This is a genomic window from Streptosporangium sp. H16, from assembly GCF_051918855.1.
In the GTDB taxonomy this organism is placed as follows: Bacteria; Actinomycetota; Actinomycetes; order Streptosporangiales; family Streptosporangiaceae; genus Streptosporangium.
The window spans coordinates 54,417-71,150 of sequence record NZ_JBPXMD010000023.1 but is presented as its reverse complement, the minus strand read 5'-3'; the positions used below and the strand labels follow the sequence as shown (position 1 = coordinate 71,150).

The 16,734-nt window shown below is 71.6% G+C and carries 13 protein-coding genes; 9 read left to right on the top strand and 4 right to left on the bottom strand.

The features are described 5' to 3' along the window. Positions 1-85: 85 nt before the first annotated feature. Positions 86-691, top strand: a complete 606-nt coding sequence (locus ACTOQ2_RS31405; protein ID WP_440086409.1) for a glycoside hydrolase family 25 protein — start codon at positions 86-88, stop codon at positions 689-691. A 68-nt stretch (positions 692-759) separates the two neighbouring features. Then, on the top strand, positions 760-2,727 hold the full coding sequence (gene thrS, locus ACTOQ2_RS31400) for a threonine--tRNA ligase (RefSeq protein WP_440104446.1): 1,968 nt from the start codon (positions 760-762) through the stop codon (positions 2,725-2,727). Between the two features lie 103 nt (positions 2,728-2,830). Here the strand turns inward: thrS and ACTOQ2_RS31395 are convergent, their stop codons facing one another. Beyond that, a complete protein-coding gene (locus ACTOQ2_RS31395) occupies positions 2,831-3,505 on the bottom strand; it encodes an Asp23/Gls24 family envelope stress response protein (RefSeq protein WP_440104445.1) in 675 nt (224 codons plus the stop codon). Positions 3,506-3,869: 364 nt separating this feature from the next. Between ACTOQ2_RS31395 and ACTOQ2_RS31390 the strand changes: the two genes are divergently transcribed. Beyond that, positions 3,870-4,421 (top strand): HIT family protein, encoded by a 552-nt coding sequence (locus ACTOQ2_RS31390; RefSeq protein WP_440104444.1) that lies wholly within the window; start codon positions 3,870-3,872, stop codon positions 4,419-4,421. Here the strand turns inward: ACTOQ2_RS31390 and ACTOQ2_RS31385 are convergent. From ACTOQ2_RS31385 to ACTOQ2_RS31375, 3 genes are all read right to left on the bottom strand, one after another. Further along, positions 4,364-6,667: a hypothetical protein gene (locus ACTOQ2_RS31385; RefSeq protein ID WP_440104443.1), complete on the bottom strand. Its 2,304-nt coding sequence runs from the start codon at positions 6,665-6,667 to the stop codon at positions 4,364-4,366. The two genes, ACTOQ2_RS31390 and ACTOQ2_RS31385, sit on opposite strands and share 58 nt — an antisense overlap. 164 nt (positions 6,668-6,831) lie before the next feature. Next, complete coding sequence (locus ACTOQ2_RS31380) at positions 6,832-8,436, bottom strand: glycoside hydrolase family 10 protein (protein ID WP_440104442.1); 1,605 nt, start codon at positions 8,434-8,436, stop codon at positions 6,832-6,834. A gap of 159 nt (positions 8,437-8,595) precedes the next feature. Beyond that, a complete protein-coding gene (locus tag ACTOQ2_RS31375) occupies positions 8,596-10,728 on the bottom strand; it encodes an elongation factor G-like protein EF-G2 (RefSeq protein WP_440069865.1) in 2,133 nt (710 codons plus the stop codon). 288 nt (positions 10,729-11,016) lie between these two features. Between ACTOQ2_RS31375 and pgsA the strand changes: the two genes are divergently transcribed. From pgsA to pdxS, 6 genes are all read left to right on the top strand, one after another. After that, positions 11,017-11,634, top strand: coding sequence for a phosphatidylinositol phosphate synthase (pgsA, locus tag ACTOQ2_RS31370; protein WP_440069863.1), 618 nt, complete (start codon positions 11,017-11,019; stop codon positions 11,632-11,634). Between the two features lie 12 nt (positions 11,635-11,646). Then, complete coding sequence (locus ACTOQ2_RS31365) at positions 11,647-12,579, top strand: phosphatidylinositol mannoside acyltransferase (RefSeq protein ID WP_440104441.1); 933 nt, start codon at positions 11,647-11,649, stop codon at positions 12,577-12,579. Further along, on the top strand, positions 12,576-13,844 hold the full coding sequence (locus ACTOQ2_RS31360) for a glycosyltransferase family 4 protein (protein WP_440104440.1): 1,269 nt from the start codon (positions 12,576-12,578) through the stop codon (positions 13,842-13,844). The genes ACTOQ2_RS31365 and ACTOQ2_RS31360 overlap by 4 nt, the downstream gene beginning before the upstream one ends. After that, entirely contained in the window at positions 13,841-14,380 is a 540-nt protein-coding gene (locus ACTOQ2_RS31355) for a hypothetical protein (RefSeq protein ID WP_440086421.1), read from the top strand. The genes ACTOQ2_RS31360 and ACTOQ2_RS31355 overlap by 4 nt, the downstream gene beginning before the upstream one ends. Before the next feature lie 115 nt (positions 14,381-14,495). Next, the gene (locus tag ACTOQ2_RS31350) at positions 14,496-15,509 is read left to right on the top strand and encodes a DUF3048 domain-containing protein (protein ID WP_440104439.1); all 1,014 of its coding nucleotides are present in this window, start codon (positions 14,496-14,498) and stop codon (positions 15,507-15,509) included. 151 nt (positions 15,510-15,660) lie between these two features. After that, positions 15,661-16,575 carry a pyridoxal 5'-phosphate synthase lyase subunit PdxS gene (pdxS, locus tag ACTOQ2_RS31345; protein ID WP_344749964.1) on the top strand — a complete coding sequence of 305 codons (915 nt, stop codon included), beginning with the start codon at positions 15,661-15,663 and terminating at the stop codon, positions 16,573-16,575. Positions 16,576-16,734: the final 159 nt, after the last annotated feature.

The following is a 16,734-nucleotide window of genomic DNA, read 5'->3' as shown; positions in this document are numbered from 1 at the left end:
AGCCTAGCCAAAGTGGCCGCAATGGCAGTACGCCGAGGGAGCGTCGGAGGTGTGCCCGCGGTGCCCGCTGGCTAGCGTGGCCGCCATGTTGCAGGGGATCGACGTGTCGAACTGGCAGGGCGCCGTGAACTGGGGCGCGTACGCGAGGGGCGGGGTCTCCTTCGCCTTCGCCAAGGCGAGCGAGGGGAGCACCTTCACCGACAAGTGGTTCGGCACCAACTGGAACGGCATGCGCGAGAGCTGGATCGTCTGCGGCGCCTACCACTTCGCCCGCCCCGCGGGAGACCCCGAGGCGCAGGCGGTGCACTTCCTGCGGATCGTGCAGCGGGCCGGTGGGCTGCGCAGGGGGGACCTGCTCGCGCTCGACCTGGAGACCGACGACCACCTCCCGGCGCCCCGGGTGGCGCGGTTCGCCCGCAGTTGGTGCCAGGCGATCGTCGCGCTGTCGGGGGTCAGGCCGGTGATCTACACGTTCCTGTCGTTCGCGCGCAACGGCAACTGCGCCGGGTTGGAGCCCTACCCGCTGTGGATCGCCGCGCCCGACCACCCCCGGGGCCGGCCGGAGGTGCCGAGGCCGTGGAACAAGTGGACGATCCACCAGCACTCGAACAAACCCGTCGATCGCAACGTCTTCCGCGGCACCCGGGCCGAGCTGACCTCCCTGGGCTACCGCCGGAGCCGCAAGGCCTGAGAAATCGCGTTGCCGACACCGGTAGCATCGATTCCAGACCATCCACCGACGTCTCCCAGGGAGCAACCGTGTCCGCCGTGCCAGAACTTCGTATCACCCTCGCCGGAGCCGTGCGTGTGGTGGCGGGAGGCACGACGTACGGGGAGGCGCTGGAGGCGGACGGCCGCTCGGTGGTCGCCGCCCGCGCCAACGGCGAGCTGAAGGACCTCGCGGCCCCGGTGGCCGAGGGCGACGTGATCGAGCCGGTCCCCGCGAGCAGCCCCGACGGGCGCGCCATCGTCCGCCACTCCACCGCGCACGTCATGGCCCAGGCCGTCCAGGAGATCTTCCCCGAGGCCAGGCTGGGCATCGGCCCGCCGGTCGAGAACGGCTTCTACTACGACTTCGACGTCAAGGAGCCGTTCACCCCCGACGACCTCAAGCGCGTCGAGAAGCGCATGCGCGAGATCGTCAAGCAGGGGCAGCTCTTCTCCCGCAGGCCCGTCTCCGACGAGCAGGCCGCCGAGGAGCTCGCCTCGGAGCCGTACAAGCTGGAGCTGATCGGCCTCAAGGGCGGCGCGGCCGACGAGGAGAGCGTCGAGGTGGGCGGCGCTGAGCTGACCATCTACGACAACCTCGACGCCAAGACCGGCGAGCTGCGCTGGAAGGACCTGTGCCGCGGCCCCCACGTGCCGACCACCCGGTCCATCCCGGCGTTCAAGCTGATGCGCTCGGGCGGCGCCTACTGGCGGGGCAGCGAGAAGAACCCGCAGCTCCAGCGGATCTACGGCACCGCGTGGGAGTCGCGCGAGAAGCAGGACGAATACCTCCACCTGCTGGAGGAGGCCGAGAAGCGCGACCACCGCAAGCTGGGCGCCGAGCTCGACCTGTTCTCCTTCCCCGACGAGCTGGGCTCGGGCCTGCCGGTCTTCCATCCCAAGGGCGGCGTGATCCGCCGCGTGATGGAGGACTACTCGCGCAAGCGGCACGAGGAGGCGGGATACTCCTTCGTCAACACCCCGCACATCACCAAGGAGGGGCTCTACAAGCTCTCCGGTCACCTCGACTGGTACGCCGACGGCATGTTCCCCCCCATGGAGCTGGAGGGGGCCAAGTACTACCTCAAGCCGATGAACTGCCCGATGCACAACCTGATCTTCAGGTCGCGCGGGCGCTCCTACCGTGAGCTGCCGCTGCGGTTGTTCGAATTCGGGACGGTCTACCGCTACGAGAAGTCCGGCGTGGTGCACGGCCTGACCCGGGTGCGCGGCCTCACCCAGGACGACGCGCACATCTACTGCACCCGCGAGCAGATGCGCGACGAGCTGAAGTCGCTGCTGCGCTTCGTGCTCGACCTGCTGCGCGACTACGGTCTCGAGGACTTCTACCTGGAGCTGTCGACCAAGGACCCGGTCAAGTTCGTCGGCAGTGACGAGGACTGGGAGGAGGCGACCGAGACCTTGCGCGAGGTCGCCGAGTCGGAGAAGCTGGAGCTGGTGCTCGACCCGGGCGGCGCGGCGTTCTACGGGCCGAAGATCTCCGTCCAGGCCCGCGACGCGATCGGCAGGACCTGGCAGATGTCGACGATCCAGCTCGACTTCAACCTGCCGCAGCTATTCGATCTGGAGTACCAGGCGACCGGCGGCTCCCGGCAGCAGCCCGTCATGATCCACCGGGCGCTGTTCGGCTCGATCGAGCGCTTCTTCGGCGTCCTGGTCGAGCACTACGCGGGCGCGTTCCCCCCCTGGCTCGCGCCGGTCCAGGTGGTCGGCATCCCGATCGCCGAGGCCCACGCGCCCTATCTCCAGGACCTGGCCAAGAAGGCTCGCGAGCGGGGCATCAGGATCGAGGTCGACGCCTCCGACGACCGCATGCAGAAGAAGATCCGCAACGCGCAGCGGTCCAAGGTGCCCTTCATGCTCCTGGCGGGCGACGACGACATCGCCAACGGCGCGGTCTCCTTCCGCTTCCGCAACGGCGAGCAGAAGAACGGGGTGCCGGTCGACGAGGCGATCGCCGAGATCGCCGACGCGATCGAGCGCCGGGTCCAGGTCTAAAGAACCTCCCCGTGGGCGGCCGAGGCCGCCCACGGGTGTACGGGGGGCCGTGAAGCCCCCCGTACGTCGTTTCCGGGCCCCTTTCGCCGGGGCCCTCGGCGTCCTACGCGTCGTTTCCCGGCTCGGCGGGAGCTTCGGGGCCGGTCTCGCCCGGCATGCGGACGTCCTCCACGTCGACGTTGACCTCCACGACCCGCATGCCCAGCATCCGGCTGATGGTCCGGGCCACGTTGGTCTTGACCTCGTTGGCCACGTCCATCACCACGTGCCCGTACTCCGCCACGATCGTCACGTCCACGGCCGCCGTACGGTCCTGCACGTGGGCGTTGACGCCCCGGGGGCCGCGCCTGGCGATGCCCGCGCGCTCGCGCATCGGCTCCACCGCGTGGGCGGCGTCGCCCCCCAGCTCGGCGACGCCCGTGACCTCCAGCGTGGCGAGGGCCGCGACCTTCTCCACCACCTCGTCGGCCACCTTGATCCGGCCCTTCACCACGGCCGAGGACACCGGGGACACCGGGGACGACGGGGACGCCGCCGGCACCGCCCGGGCGAGGGTGGGGCGGGGCGTGTCGTCCGGCGCCTCGGACACGGGTGAGGAGGGCTCGGGGAGCGCCTCGACCACGGCCAGGAAGGGCTCCCCCGGGGAGGAGACCGGCTCGCCGGGGAACGGGACCGGCGGAAGCGACGCCGGCGGCTCCGGTGGCTCCGTGGCGGCGGACAGGGACAGGGACAGGGAGAACGGGCGAGTGGGCCTGCCGCCCGTCTCGGCGGGAGACACGGGAGACACGGAAGATACAGAAGAGGTGGAAGACGTCGGAGACGCTGGGGACGCGGTCTCCTCGGTCGGCTCCTCGACGGAGACGTCGGTCATGGGTGCTCCTCGGCAGTCGATGATCGTGCTTGGGGGATTCTGCCGGAAATTCGCCGTATTCGTCCGTCAATACCGTGTGACATACGCCGCCCGATCCGTACCGGCACCGGATCCGGGCGGTCCGGGCCCCGGGCGGCGGCACGCGAGGGCGCGAACAGGGGTCCCGAGTGGGGCGGTACGGGCGAGGGCGCGGGCGGGGCGGCGGGGCGGCGGGTCGGCGCCGGGGGAGGCGCAAGACCGCGGGGATCGGCGTGGCAATATGCTGGCGACCATGAGCAACGAGCCGGAGGCGCAGCACGGAGCGGGGACACCGGACGCGTTCCAGAGACTCTGGACTCCTCACCGGATGGCCTACATCAAGGGGGCCAGCAAACCCACCGGTTCCGGCCCCGAGGACGGCTGCCCGTTCTGCGAGATCCCCCGCATGAGCGACGAGGACGGTCTGATCATCGCCCGGGGTGAGACGGTCTTCGCGCTGCTCAACCTGTACCCGTACAACTCCGGCCACCTGATGGTCTGCCCCTACCGGCACGTGCCGGACTACACGGACCTGGACGAGGCCGAGACCTTCGAGCTCGCCGACTTCACCCGGCGGGCGCTGGTCGCCCTGCGCAAGGCCAGCGGCGCGCAGGGCTTCAACGTGGGCATGAACCTGGGCGGTGTGGCGGGCGCCGGGATCGCCGCCCACCTGCACCAGCACGTGGTGCCCCGGTGGGGCGGCGACACCAACTTCATGCCCGTCGTCGGCCAGACCAGGGTGCTTCCTCAGCTGCTGCGCGACACCAGGGAGTTGCTCGCCGGCTCCTGGCCCGGGTCGTCGTAGCGCGAGGCGCCGTCGTCCAGGGCCCGGATGCCCGCCGACAGCGTCAGCGGCACGGCGAGCGCCAGCGCCATGGACAGCACCGCGGCGCCCGAGTCGTTGACCAGCATGCCGACCACCCCGCTGACCAGGGTGCCGATCAGCCCGGCCCGCAGCGCGGGGGAGTGCGCGAACGCGGCCGGCAGCACCCCCGCGGTCGCCTGCTCGGGGCGCAGCAGCGCGTAGACGAGGAACGCCACCGCGGCGATCACGACCGGCATCAGGTTGGGGCTGAGCAGGGTGCCCAGCATCGCGCCGAGCTTGCGGCCGATCACCTCCATGGCCTCGCCGGTGAACACCTGGCCGACGAAGCGGCCCAGGTGCGTCTGCGAGCCCGGCGGGCGCAGGTAGTCGAGGTAGGCGATGGACATCACGATGACGCCGCCCGCCACGCAGAACGCGCCCAGCTTGACGATCGAGACCCGCCTGCCCGCGATCAGCAGCGCGGTCACCGCGATGCCCGGCACGAACGCGATCACCCCGCCGAAGTCGCTGCCCACGCCCGGCCAGCCGCCCAGGATCATCGCGAAGCCGCCCAGCACCGCCACGACGGCGGCGGCCGCGATGCTCGCGCGGCTCCCGCGCGCGGGCCGATCCGCCGCGACGCTCGCGCGGCTCCCGCCCGCCGGCCGGTCCGCCGCGACGTCGCCCGCCGGACCCGCGCGGTCGCCGGGTGCCGTCTGCTCCGCCAAGGAGCCGCCCGCCGGTCCGCCGGGCGCCGGCCGATCCACCGGGGTGGCGGCCGGTGCGCCCGCGCGGTCCCCGCGCGTCAGCCGGTGCGCGATCGTGGCGGCCAGCAGCAGCACCGAGGTGGCGAAGAGCGCGAACGGGATGTTGCCCAGGCCGTAGTAGCGGGCCCCGACCACGGCGCTGTAGCCCATCACGCTGTTGAGCTGCAGGGTCGTCCCGGTCAGCAGGTCGCCCGCCAGCACCGTCGCGGTCACCCCGGCCACCACCGCCAGCGGCCCGAGCGGCGCCCGGCGCCAGGGCCCCGCCAGCGCCGCCGCGGCCAGCAGCAGCGCGCATCCGGCGATCCCGCCGACCAGCGCGAGCACCGGCGATCCCGCGTGGTGCCAGGGGGTGAGGTTCACCAGGTACGTCGACACGGGCACCGAGGCCAGCACCACCGCGGCCACCCGGATGCCGGTCAGCCCCCGCCTGCGGCGCAGCAGCAGGAACGCGGTCAGGTAGAAGGCGACCTGCAGCACCGCGACCGCAGTGAAGAAGATCCCGCCCACGTTCCTGATCGTCTCCCCGGCCACGTCGGCCCGCTCCAGCTCGACGCGCGCCGCCTCGGTGCCGCCGGTGCGTCTCTCGCTCGCCTGCCAGGGCACCCCGATCACGCCCGGAGGCGTCGCGATCCCCGTCAGGGAGAGCATCGTCGCGGTGATGTCCGGCAGGATCGTGGTGTCGTCGCGGTGGGTGGAGGCCGCCCCCAGGAAGCGACCGGAGACGTCTCCGTCGCGCATCATGGCCACCCGCAGGTGCGGGTTGCCGCCGTGGTCGGACAGGCCCGCCAGCAGTACGCTGACATCCTTGGGCAGCACGGTCAGCACCGCCCCCGCCTTGGCGTCGGCCAGGCGCAGCGCCGCGGCCCGTGCCTGCGCGGTGAGCCGGTCCTCGTCCCGCGACAGCCGCTCGCCGGTCACGTACGGCCGGATCAGGTCGTCGACGTCGACGGCCATCACCCGGCACCTGGTGAGCACGTCGGAGCGGATCTGCGCGGGGGAGGGGGCGTACACGTCGACCCTGCCCGAGCGGTCGGCCAGCGCCAGCGCGGCCCCGGGGCCGATCGCCAGCGTGCAGTCACCGGCGGCGTGGACGGCCTCGCCGAGGGCGCCCGCGTTGCGCTGGCCGGCGACGTCGTGCAGGTATCCGTAGTCGGGGATGATCGCGCCCGCCTGGTCGGACTCGGGCAGCGGGGGAAGCCCGCAGCCGTAGCCGACCGCGGACCTCACCCCGGCCGACACCGTCAGCCATCCGTCGTAGGGGCAGGTCACCCTGCCCACCGCGCGGACCGACAGGGATCCGACCGCGCTCAGCCCGGCCAGCTGCCACAGGTTCGGGGTGCCGGTGGGGCTGAGATCACTCCACCGCAGGCCGGGAACGCCGATCAGCATCACCCGCCCGTCCGCCTGCGTGGCGGAGTGCGCGGCCCCCGGCCACAGCAGGCCCAGCACCATCGCAAACGCGACAAGCGTCCGCTTCACGAACGACCTCCCCTTCAGCTCCTGCCAAGTGCTGGCACCGTAGGGGAAGATCGTGCCACGGGTCCAGCCGCCCGGGGGACCGGCGGGTCGCCGCCGCGCCCGGGGCCCGGGTCCTCGCGGGGGCGTTCTCGTCCGCCGTCCGCGCGAGGAGCCCCGGGCGGGGCTCAGGTCCCGGCGGGCGAGCTCTCGTTCTGCAGGCGGTCGAGGGCGGTGACGAGGTAGGTGCCGCCGCCCGCCGCGGTGAAGGCCTGGCGGTCGCCGGCCACCGCGGGCACGATCGCGACCAGGTTGCGGGCGTCGGCGGTGGCGCACTCTCCCGGCTTGCCCGAGGCGATCCGGTAGACCGCGTACGAGCGGGCGTCCGGGGAGCTCTTCCAGCTCAGCGAGGTGCCCTGGAGCCGCACGTCGGCGGGCTTGGCCGGGGCCTGGCCGCCCCGGTCCCTCATCAGCGGCAGCAGCGCCGGGCGGCCGTAGTGGTCCTTCACGACGCGGTCGAGCGCGCCCAGCGGGTTGGTGGAGAGTTGCTTGGCGCTGAAGTAGACGTCGCCGGAGACCTGCCCGTACTTGCGGTTGCGCGTGAGATGGGAGGACATCTCACCGGGCCTGGTCCAGGCGGCGGTGTCGGTGGCGCCGACCCGGTACAGGCCCTGGCCGATGTAGAGCTGCACCCCGGTGCCCTTGACCTCGTTCGCCCACCAGGGCATCAGCACGTCGTAGTCGGCGATCTTGAACCCGCGCGGCCAGTACAGCTGGGGGATGACGTAGTCGACCGTGCCCTTCTTGATCCAGTGGCGGGCGTCGGCGTAGATGGAGTCGTACGCGGACATGCCGCCGGTGGCCGAGCCGGTGGGGTCCTCGGACTTGTTACGCCAGATCCCGAACGGGCTGACGCCGAACTTCACGCTGTTCCTGACCTCGTGCACGGTCTTGTCGACCTGCGCGATCAGCTTGTTGACGTTGGCGCGGCGCCAGTCGGCGAGCTTGGTGCCCTTGCCGTACTTGGCGAAGGCGGCGCCGTCGGCGAACTTCGCGCCCGCGACGGGGTAGGGGTAGAAGTAGTCGTCGAAGTGGACCCCGTCGACGTCGTAGCGGGTCACCACGTCCTTGACGACCTTGGTGACGTAGTCGCGGACCGCGGGAAGGCCGGGGTTGTAGTAGGCCAGATCCCCGTATTTCACGATCCACTCGGGGTGCAGCCGGGCGGGGTGCCCGGCGGGCAGCTTGGACAGGTCGCCGTCGGCGGACGCGCGGTAGGGGTTGAACCACGCGTGGAACTCCAGGCCGCGCCGGTGGGCCTCGGCGACGAGGAAGGGCAGCGGGTCCCAGCCGGGGTCCTTGCCCGCAGTACCGGTCAGATACTGCGACCACGGCTCCAGGTCCGACTTGTACAGCGCGTCGGACGCGGGGCGGACCTGGACGAACACCGCGTTGAACCGCCGCTTGACCGCGTTGTCGAGGATCTTGACGTACTCGGCTCGCTGGCGGGCCGGGGACAGGCCGGTCCGCGAGGGCCAGTCGATGTTCTTGACGGTGGCGATCCACACCCCGCGCAGCTGCCGCTTGGGATACCTCGCGTCCACCTCGCACCGGGCCGACGCGGAGGCGGCGGTCGTCGCGCCCGTCGTCGAGTCGACCGTCTCGGCCGGGACCGCCGAGCTCTTCGCGGCCTTCGGCCGGGCGGGCGCGGCGTCGGGGCCGAAGGTGTATGCGGCTCCCGTGGTCAGGGCGGCGAGGGCGGCAGCGGCCAGAAGAGGGCGTCCGTATCGCATGGTTCCCCAGTGTGGCACCAGCGCCGGTGTGCTCTGACCGGAAAAACGAAATCCTTTCGTGATGGCTCTGTTACATGTGTGCATGCTGGGAGACGTGCGCCGGGCGGTGCGCGCTCCGCGGGGGGCGGGACTCCGTCCGGCGCACGTCTCACCGCCCCGTCAGCCGGTGACTTTGTCCATCAGATGAGAAGGAAGCGGCTCGTAGCGCAGGAAGGCCCGCCGGAACGTCCCGGTCCCGTGTGACATGGATCTCAGATCGATCGAGTATCGCGTGATCTCCAGCTCGGGCACCTCGGCCCTGACCAGGGTGCGCCCCACGCCCACCGGCTCCGTGCCGAGCACGCGGCCCCGGCGCGAGGACAGGTCGGACATCACCGCGCCGACGTGGTCGTCGGAGACCAGGATGGACACCTCGTCGACCGGTTCGAGCAGCAGCGTGGGCACCTTGGCCGCGGCCTCCTTCAGCGCGAGCGCCCCGGCGATCTGGAACGCCATGTCGGAGGAGTCGACCGAGTGGGCCTTGCCGTCGTACAGCGTCACCCGCACGTCCACCATGGGATACCCGGCGAGCACCCCGCGCTGCATCTGGGTGCGCACCCCCTTCTCCACCGAGGGGATGAACTGGCGCGGCACCACACCACCGACGATCTTGTCCACGAACTCGAAGCCGCCGCCGGACGGCAGGGGCTCGACCTCCAGGTGGCAGACGGCGAACTGGCCGTGGCCGCCGGTCTGCTTGACGTTGCGGCCCAGGGCCTGGCAGCTGCCGCCGAAGGTCTCCCTGAGCGGCACCCGCAGCTCGGTCTTCTCCACCTCCACGCCGTGCCGCCTGCTCAGCCGGTCGAGCAGCACGTCGGTGTGGGCCTCGCCCATGCACCACAGCACGAGCTGGCGGGTCTCGGGGTTGTTCTCCAGCCGGAGCGTCGGGTCCTCGGCGACCAGCCGCTGCAGCGCCTGGCCCAGCTTGTCGTCGTCGGCCTTGGACCGGGGCTGGATCGCCACGGGCAGCAGCGGCTCCGGCATGGTCCAGGCCGTCATCAGCAGCGGGTTCTCCCGGTCCGACAGGGTGTCGCCGGTCTCCGCGCGCGACAGCTTGGCCACCGCCGCGATGTCCCCGGCCACGCACTTGGCGGTCGTCCGCTGGTGCTTGCCCAGCGGCGAGGAGAGCGCGCCGATGCGCTCGTCCACGTCGTGGTCCTCGTGCCCGCGGTCGGACAGGCCGTGTCCCGAGACGTGCACCGTCATGTCCGGGCGCAACGTGCCGGAGAAGACCCGTACCAGGCTGATCCTGCCCACGTACGGGTCGCTGGTGGTCTTGATGACCTCGGCGACCAGCGGCCCGTCGGGGTCGCAGGTGATGCCGGAGACGGGCCGGCCGTCGATCGACATGATCTCCGGCATGGGGTGCTCGGGCGGGGAGGGGAACCCCTGGGTGACGAGTTCCAGGACCTCCAGCGCCCCCACGCCGGTCCCCGTGGCCAGCACCGGGTAGAAGCCGCCGCGCGCGACGGCCTTCTCCAGGTCCTCGATCAGGGCCTTGGTGTCGATCTCCTCGCCGGAGAGGTAACGGTCCATCAGGGACTCGTCCTCGCTCTCCTGGATGACGCCCTCGATCAGGGCGCCCCGGTAGACCTCGATCTGGTCGGCGTAGGCGGGGCCGGGGGAGTTCTCGCTCCGGGTGCCGGTCGCGTAGTTGTAGAACTTCTGGCTCAGCAGGCCGATCAGGCCGTTCACCTTGCCGTTGGTCACCACCGGCAGGTACAGCGGCGAGACGCCGTCGCCGAAGGCGTCCTGGCAGGCGGCGAGGGCGTCCTCGAAGTTCGCCCGCTGATGGTCGATCTTGGTGATCACGACCGCGCGGGGCATCCCGACCGCCGCGCACTCGTCCCAGAGCATCCTGGTCAGGCCGTCCACGCCCTCGACGGCCGAGACGACGAACAGCGCCGCGTCGGCCCCGCGCAGCCCGGCGCGCAGGTCGCCGACGAAGTCGGCGTAACCGGGGGTGTCCAGCAGATTGATCTTGATGTCGTTGTGGACCACGGGGGCCACGGTCAGGTTCACCGAGCGTTGCTGGCGCACCTCGACCTCGTCGAAGTCGCTGACGGTCGTGCCGTCCTCGACCCTGCCGGGCCGCTGGACGGTCCGTGTCGCGGCCAGCAGCGCCTCCACAAGTGTTGTCTTCCCGGCACCGGAATGGCCGACCAGCACGACGTTTCGTATCATGCCCGGCTGGTCGGCCGCGGGTGCCCTCCCCGCGGCTCCCGCTGTTCCGCCGGTCGCTCTTTCCGCCACATCGCCTCCCGCGTCGTTGCCGAAGGGGCGCGGCCTGGTGGGGCCACACCCCCGGGGTCCGCTGCCGAGCTCGCGCACCGCGCGGACTCGGTCTGTTCACCAAATACCCATGTGGCGAATATCACAAGAGGGATGTGGCGATCCTCTTGCGATAGGCGGACCTGATCGCTAATCATCCGGGCCGTCCCGGCGGCTCCGCGCCGCCCTCGCGAACGCCGTTCTCCCATGGCTCGCCGCCCCCGTCGCCGATGCGCGCTCGCAGGCCCGGTGGCCTACGATCGGAGCGCCATGCTGAAACTTCTGCGCCCCGCCGTCACCAGGCTCTTGACCCCGCTGGGCAGGGCACTGACCCGCCGCGGGATCAGCCCCAACGCGGTCACCGCCGCCGGCACGCTCGGCACCGTCGCCGCGGCCCTGTTCTTCTACCCACGGGGCCAGCTGTTCGTGGGCACGTTGGTGATCACCTTCTTCGTGCTGGCCGACCTCCTCGACGGGGTGATGGCCAGGATGACGGGCCCGGGAAGCACCTGGGGCGCCTTCCTCGACTCCACCCTCGACCGGGTGGGCGACGCGGGCATCTTCTCCGGGCTGGTGTTCTGGTTCGTCCTGAGCGGGCAGCGGGTGCTTGCGGGGGTCGCCCTGTTCTGCCTCGTCGCGGGGGCGGTGGTCTCGTACGTCAAGGCCAGGGCCGAGGCGCTGGGCATGACGTGCGACGTCGGCCTCGCCGAGCGGCCGGAACGCCTGGTCGTCGGCCTGGTCTCCGCCGGTCTCGGCGGCCTCGGCGTGCCGTACATCCTGGCCGCGGGGCTCTGGCTGCTCGCCGCCGCCAGCGCGGTCACGGTCGGCCAGCGCCTGCTGCACGTGCGCCGGCAGGCCGTTTCCCACCCGCCACGGACCCTCCGCTGATCGGAAAGATCGATGACCGACAAGCCCTCCCCCCAGGATCGTCTCGTCGCCGCGGCGTTCGGCGCCGGTTGGACGGTCGTGCCCCGCCTGCCCGAGAGGCTCACCGCCTGGGCCTTCCGCGCCGCCGCCGACCGGCTGTGGAGGCGCCGCGGCAAGTCGGTGCTCAGGCTGGAGGCCAACCTCGCCAGGGTCAAGGGCACCTCGCCCGGCGACCCGGCGATCCGGGCGCTCAGCCGCGACGGCATGCGCTCCTACTTCCGCTACTTCCACGAGGTGTTCCGGCTGCCCTCGATCCCCATCGAGGAGATCGTCTCCCGCATGCGGGTGGTCGGGGCCGAGCCCGTCTACGACAACCTCGCCAGGGGGCGTGGCGTCGTCATGGCCCTGCCGCACATGGGCAACTGGGACCAGGCGGGCGCCTGGTTCGCCGGTACGGGCCACCCGTTCACCACGGTCGCCGAGCGGCTCAAGCCCGAGTCGCTGTTCCACCGCTACACCGCCTTCCGCGAGGGGCTCGGCATGGAGGTGCTGCCGCTCACCGGCGGTGACGGCCACACCTTCGGCACCCTGGCGCAGCGCCTGCGTGCGGGCCTGCCGGTCGCCCTTCCCGCCGAGCGCGACCTGACCGCGAACGGGGTCGAGGTGCAGTTCTTCGGCTCGGCCACCCGGATGCCCGCCGGTCCCGGCCTGCTGGCCGTGCACACCGGGGCCGCCCTCATCCCGGCGATCCCCTACTTCGAGGAGGACGGCTGGGGGCTGCAGTTCCACGAGGAGATCGCGATCCCGGCCGAGGGCACCAGGAAGGAGAAGGTGGCCGTCGTCATGCAGAGCCTTGCCACCGTCTTCGAGAAGGGCATCGCCGAGCACCCCGAGGACTGGCACATGCTCCAGCGCCTCTGGCTCGAGGACCTGGAGCCCCGGGAGACCCGGGAGAGCAGGCCATGAGGATCGGTATCGTCTGCCCCTACACGTGGGACGTGCCGGGCGGCGTCCAGGTGCACATCCAGGACCTGGCCGAGGCGCTCATGGCCGACGGCCACCACGTCTCGGTGATCTCCCCGGCCGCGGAGGGCGCCGAGCTGCCCCCGTACGTGACCTCGGCGGGCCGCGCCGTTCCGGTGCCGTTCAACGGGTCGGTGGCCAGGATGTCGTTCGGGTTCCTGTCGGCGAACCGGGTGCGCCGCTGGGTGCGCGAGGGCCGCTTCGACGTGCTGCACGTGCACGAGCCGGCCATCCCCTCGCTCGGGCTGCTCGCCTGCTGGGTGGCCAGGGGGCCGATCGTGGCCACTTTCCACGCCTCGTACGGCAACTCCCGCTCCTTCTCGGTCGGGGTGCCGGTGATCATGAGCGCGCTGGAGAAGATCGGCGGCAGGATCGCCGTGTCCGACGCCGCCAGGAAGACCCTGGTCGAGTTCATGGGCGGTGACGCCGTGCTCATCCCCAACGGGGTGACGGTGAGCCGCTACACCGAGGGCGAGCCGCTGCCCGGCTGGGACGAGGGCGAGGTGATCGGCTTCCTCGGCAGGATGGACGAGCCGCGCAAGGGCCTGCCGGTGCTGCTGGAGGCGTTCGCCCTGCTGGCCGCCGAGCGGCCCGCGCTGCGCCTGCTCCTGGCCGGGCCCGGTGACGCCGACGAGGTGCTGGAGCGGGTCCCGCCCGCCTTCCACGACCGGATCGGCCTGCTCGGCATGGTCAGCGAGGAGGACAAGGTACGCGCATACCACACGGTCGACGTCTTCTGCGCGCCCAACCTGGGCGGTGAGAGCTTCGGCATCGTGCTGACCGAGGCGATGTCCGCCGGCGCGGCGGTCCTGGCGAGCGACATCCCGGCCTTCCGCAAGGTGCTCGACGACGGCCGGGCGGGGGCCCTGTTCGAGACGGGCGACGCCAGGTCGCTCGCCCGCGAGGCCGCCGCGCTGCTCGACGACCCCGGGCGCCGGGCCGAACTGTCGGAGAAGGCCCGCCTCGCCGTGCGCAAGTACGACTGGTCGACGGTCGCCCGCGACGTCCTGCGGGTCTACGAGACGGTGGCGAGCACGGCCGGGGTCGAGGAGGACTCCCTGGCGGACCCTGTGACGGACCCTGCGGCGGACCCTGCGGCGGACTCCGTGGCGGACTCTGCGGCGAGCACGGTGCCGGACGCGGCGGGGGCCGTCGTCGGGTCCGTGAGAGACGGTGAGGGCGCGGCCGTGAGGGGCGACAGGCCGTGACGACCACGCTGATCCTGGTGGTGGGCGCGATCGTGGTGCTCCTCGCCGTCTACATCTCCTGGCGGGCGGGGCGGCTCGACCGGATGCACATCCGGCTGGAGCTGGCCCGCGAGTCCCTGGACGCCGCCCTGGTGCGGCGGACCGCCGTCAGCCTGGAGCTGGCGGCCTCCCGGCTGCTGGACCCGGCGACGAGCCTGGTGCTGGCCGCGGCCGCCCACGAGGCCCGTACCGCGGGTCCCGAGGAGCGCGAGCACGCCGAGAGCGACCTGTCGCGCGCCCTGCGCGCAGTCGTCGACCAGGAGCGCTTCCGCGACCGGCTGGCCGACACCCCCGCGGGGGCCGACCTGCTGGAGGAGCTGGACGCGGCCGTGGCCAAGGTCCTCTACTCCCGCAGGTTCTACAACAACGCGGTGGGGGTCACCCGGACGGCGCAGCGCCGCTGGCTGGCCCGCACGCTGCGGCTGGCCGGGCACACCGAGTATCCGGGCTTCTTCGAGATCGACGACGCGCCTCCGAAGGCCCTGGCAGCTGAATAACGATGATTAAGGCGTGTATGAACCGGAGTATCTGACAAGTCGGACACCGGTAAGCTCTTGGCGATTCATGACTGGGTGGCCACGTGACCGAGTGGCCGACTTGAGGAGATGAGCCGTGCGGGTGTCCCGGATGATCGCCGTCACGCTGGCGGGAGTCGCGGTCCTGGCGCCCGCCGCCGCCTGCTCCTCCGACGATCCGGCCCCGGGCAGCCCCGCGGGCGCGGCCGGCGAGCCCAGCACGGCCCCGACGCCCACGCCCGAGCCGACGCACCCCTTCACCGGCCTGCCCGGCGCGGCCCGCAGGGCGGTGCTCGCGGTGAAGATCGAGAACACCTCGGCGGGCAAGCCGCAGCTCGGCCTGAAGAGCGCCGACGTCGTCTACGTCGAGCAGGTCGAGGCGGGCCTGACCCGCCTGATGGCGATCTTCTCCTCGAAGATCCCGGCCAAGGTCGGCCCGGTCCGCAGTGCCCGCATCTCCGACCTGCACATCGTCCCGCAGTTCGGCAGGCCCGCCTTCGCCTACTCGGGCGCGCAGACCAAGATGCTCCCCTTCATCGCCGAGGCGCCGCTCTTCGACGTCTCCGACAGCAGGCAGCCGGGCGCGTACTTCCGCCAGCCGGGACGCTTCGCCCCCTACAACCTGTTCGCCAACACCAAGCGGCTGCTGGCCGGGGCGCCCAAGGCGAGCAGGGCCAAGGACATCGGGTTCACCTTCGGCGACGCGCCCGAGGGCGGCGTGCCGCGCAAGACGTACAGCGTCAAGTACCCGGCGGCGAGCTTCACCTTCCGCTGGTCGGAGGCCGCGGGCAAGTGGCTGATCTGGCAGGACGGCAAGAAGGACATGGCGGCCGAGGGCGGCCAGCTCGGCGCGCCCACGATCGTCGTGCAGTACACCAAGACGGAGCGCTCGCAGTTCCACGACAAGAACCAGAGCTACACCCCGCTGGTGCACAGCACCGGCAAGGGCAGGGCGATCGTGCTCCGCGACGGCCAGGCGTTCAAGGCCCGCTGGTCGCGGCCCAAGGAGAAGGACGGCACCGTCTTCACCACGGAGGCGGGCGAGGCGATGAACTTCGCCCCGGGACAGGTCTGGGTGGTGCTCGCCTCCGCCAAACCCGTCATTCCCTGACGCGCGAGCCCTACATCCTGTCCAAGAAGATCGCCCGACAGCGACAAGACGTCATGTAAGGGGGCGGGCCGCCAGCGCCTACGATGGAAGCGTAGTGGCCGTCCCCGCGGACGGCCCGTGATCCGCAGCCAGCCGTCGTGAGGTAGAGACCGTGTCCAGCAGCACGCCCGAAGTCAGCGAGACCACCGTCACCGGAACCGCCCGGGTCAAGCGCGGCATGGCAGAGATGCTCAAGGGCGGCGTCATCATGGACGTCGTCAACGCCGAGCAGGCCAAGATCGCCGAAGACGCCGGCGCAGTCGCCGTCATGGCGCTCGAGCGGGTGCCCGCCGACATCCGCGCCCAGGGCGGCGTCTCCCGGATGAGCGACCCCGACATGATCGACGGCATCATCGCCGCCGTCTCGATCCCGGTCATGGCCAAGGCCCGCATCGGCCACTTCGTCGAGGCCCAGGTGCTCCAGTCGCTCGGTGTCGACTACATCGACGAGTCCGAGGTGCTCACCCCGGCCGACTACGCCAACCACATCGACAAGTGGCAGTTCACGGTGCCCTTCGTCTGCGGCGCGACCAACCTGGGCGAGGCGCTGCGCCGCCTCACCGAGGGCGCGGCGATGATCCGCTCCAAGGGCGAGGCCGGCACCGGCGACGTCTCCAACGCCACCACCCACATGCGCAAGATCAGGGGCGAGATCAAGCGCCTGGGCTCGCTCCCCGAGGACGAGCTCTACGTCGCGGCCAAGGAGCTCCAGGCGCCGTACGAGCTGGTCGCCGAGGTCGCCAGGACCGGCAAGCTGCCGGTCGTGCTGTTCACCGCCGGCGGCATCGCCACCCCGGCCGACGCGGCGATGATGATGCAGCTCGGCGCCGAGGGCGTGTTCGTCGGCTCGGGCATCTTCAAGTCCGGCAACCCCGCCGAGCGCGCCTCCGCGATCGTCAAGGCCACCACCTTCTACGATGACCCCGACGTCATCGCGAAGGTCTCCCGCGGTCTGGGCGAGGCCATGGTCGGCATCAACGTCGACGACATCCCGGCCCCGCACCGGCTCGCCGAGCGCGGCTGGTAGAGCGGACGGGGACGCCAGGGGACCCCTGGGAACTCCGGAGAACCGGGAAAAGGCGATCTCCGTCATGGAGATCGTCTTTTCCCTGACAGAGGGAGTTAACTCCTCAGTCATGGTGCTCCGCGAGGCTGACGGGCGTTCGAGCCCGATCACCCGGGAGGT

What these genes read in the sequence shown, in the direction of transcription:
- ACTOQ2_RS31390 (WP_440104444.1), top strand. Translation starts at nt 3,870, where the DNA reads ATGAGCAACGAGCCGGAGGCGCAGCACGGAGCGGGGACACCGGACGCG.
- ACTOQ2_RS31360 (WP_440104440.1), top strand. Translation starts at nt 12,576, where the DNA reads ATGAGGATCGGTATCGTCTGCCCCTACACGTGGGACGTGCCGGGCGGC.
- ACTOQ2_RS31365 (WP_440104441.1), top strand. Translation starts at nt 11,647, where the DNA reads ATGACCGACAAGCCCTCCCCCCAGGATCGTCTCGTCGCCGCGGCGTTC.
- pgsA (WP_440069863.1), top strand. Translation starts at nt 11,017, where the DNA reads ATGCTGAAACTTCTGCGCCCCGCCGTCACCAGGCTCTTGACCCCGCTG.
- ACTOQ2_RS31405 (WP_440086409.1), top strand. Translation starts at nt 86, where the DNA reads ATGTTGCAGGGGATCGACGTGTCGAACTGGCAGGGCGCCGTGAACTGG.
- ACTOQ2_RS31380 (WP_440104442.1), bottom strand. Translation starts at nt 8,436, where the DNA reads ATGCGATACGGACGCCCTCTTCTGGCCGCTGCCGCCCTCGCCGCCCTG.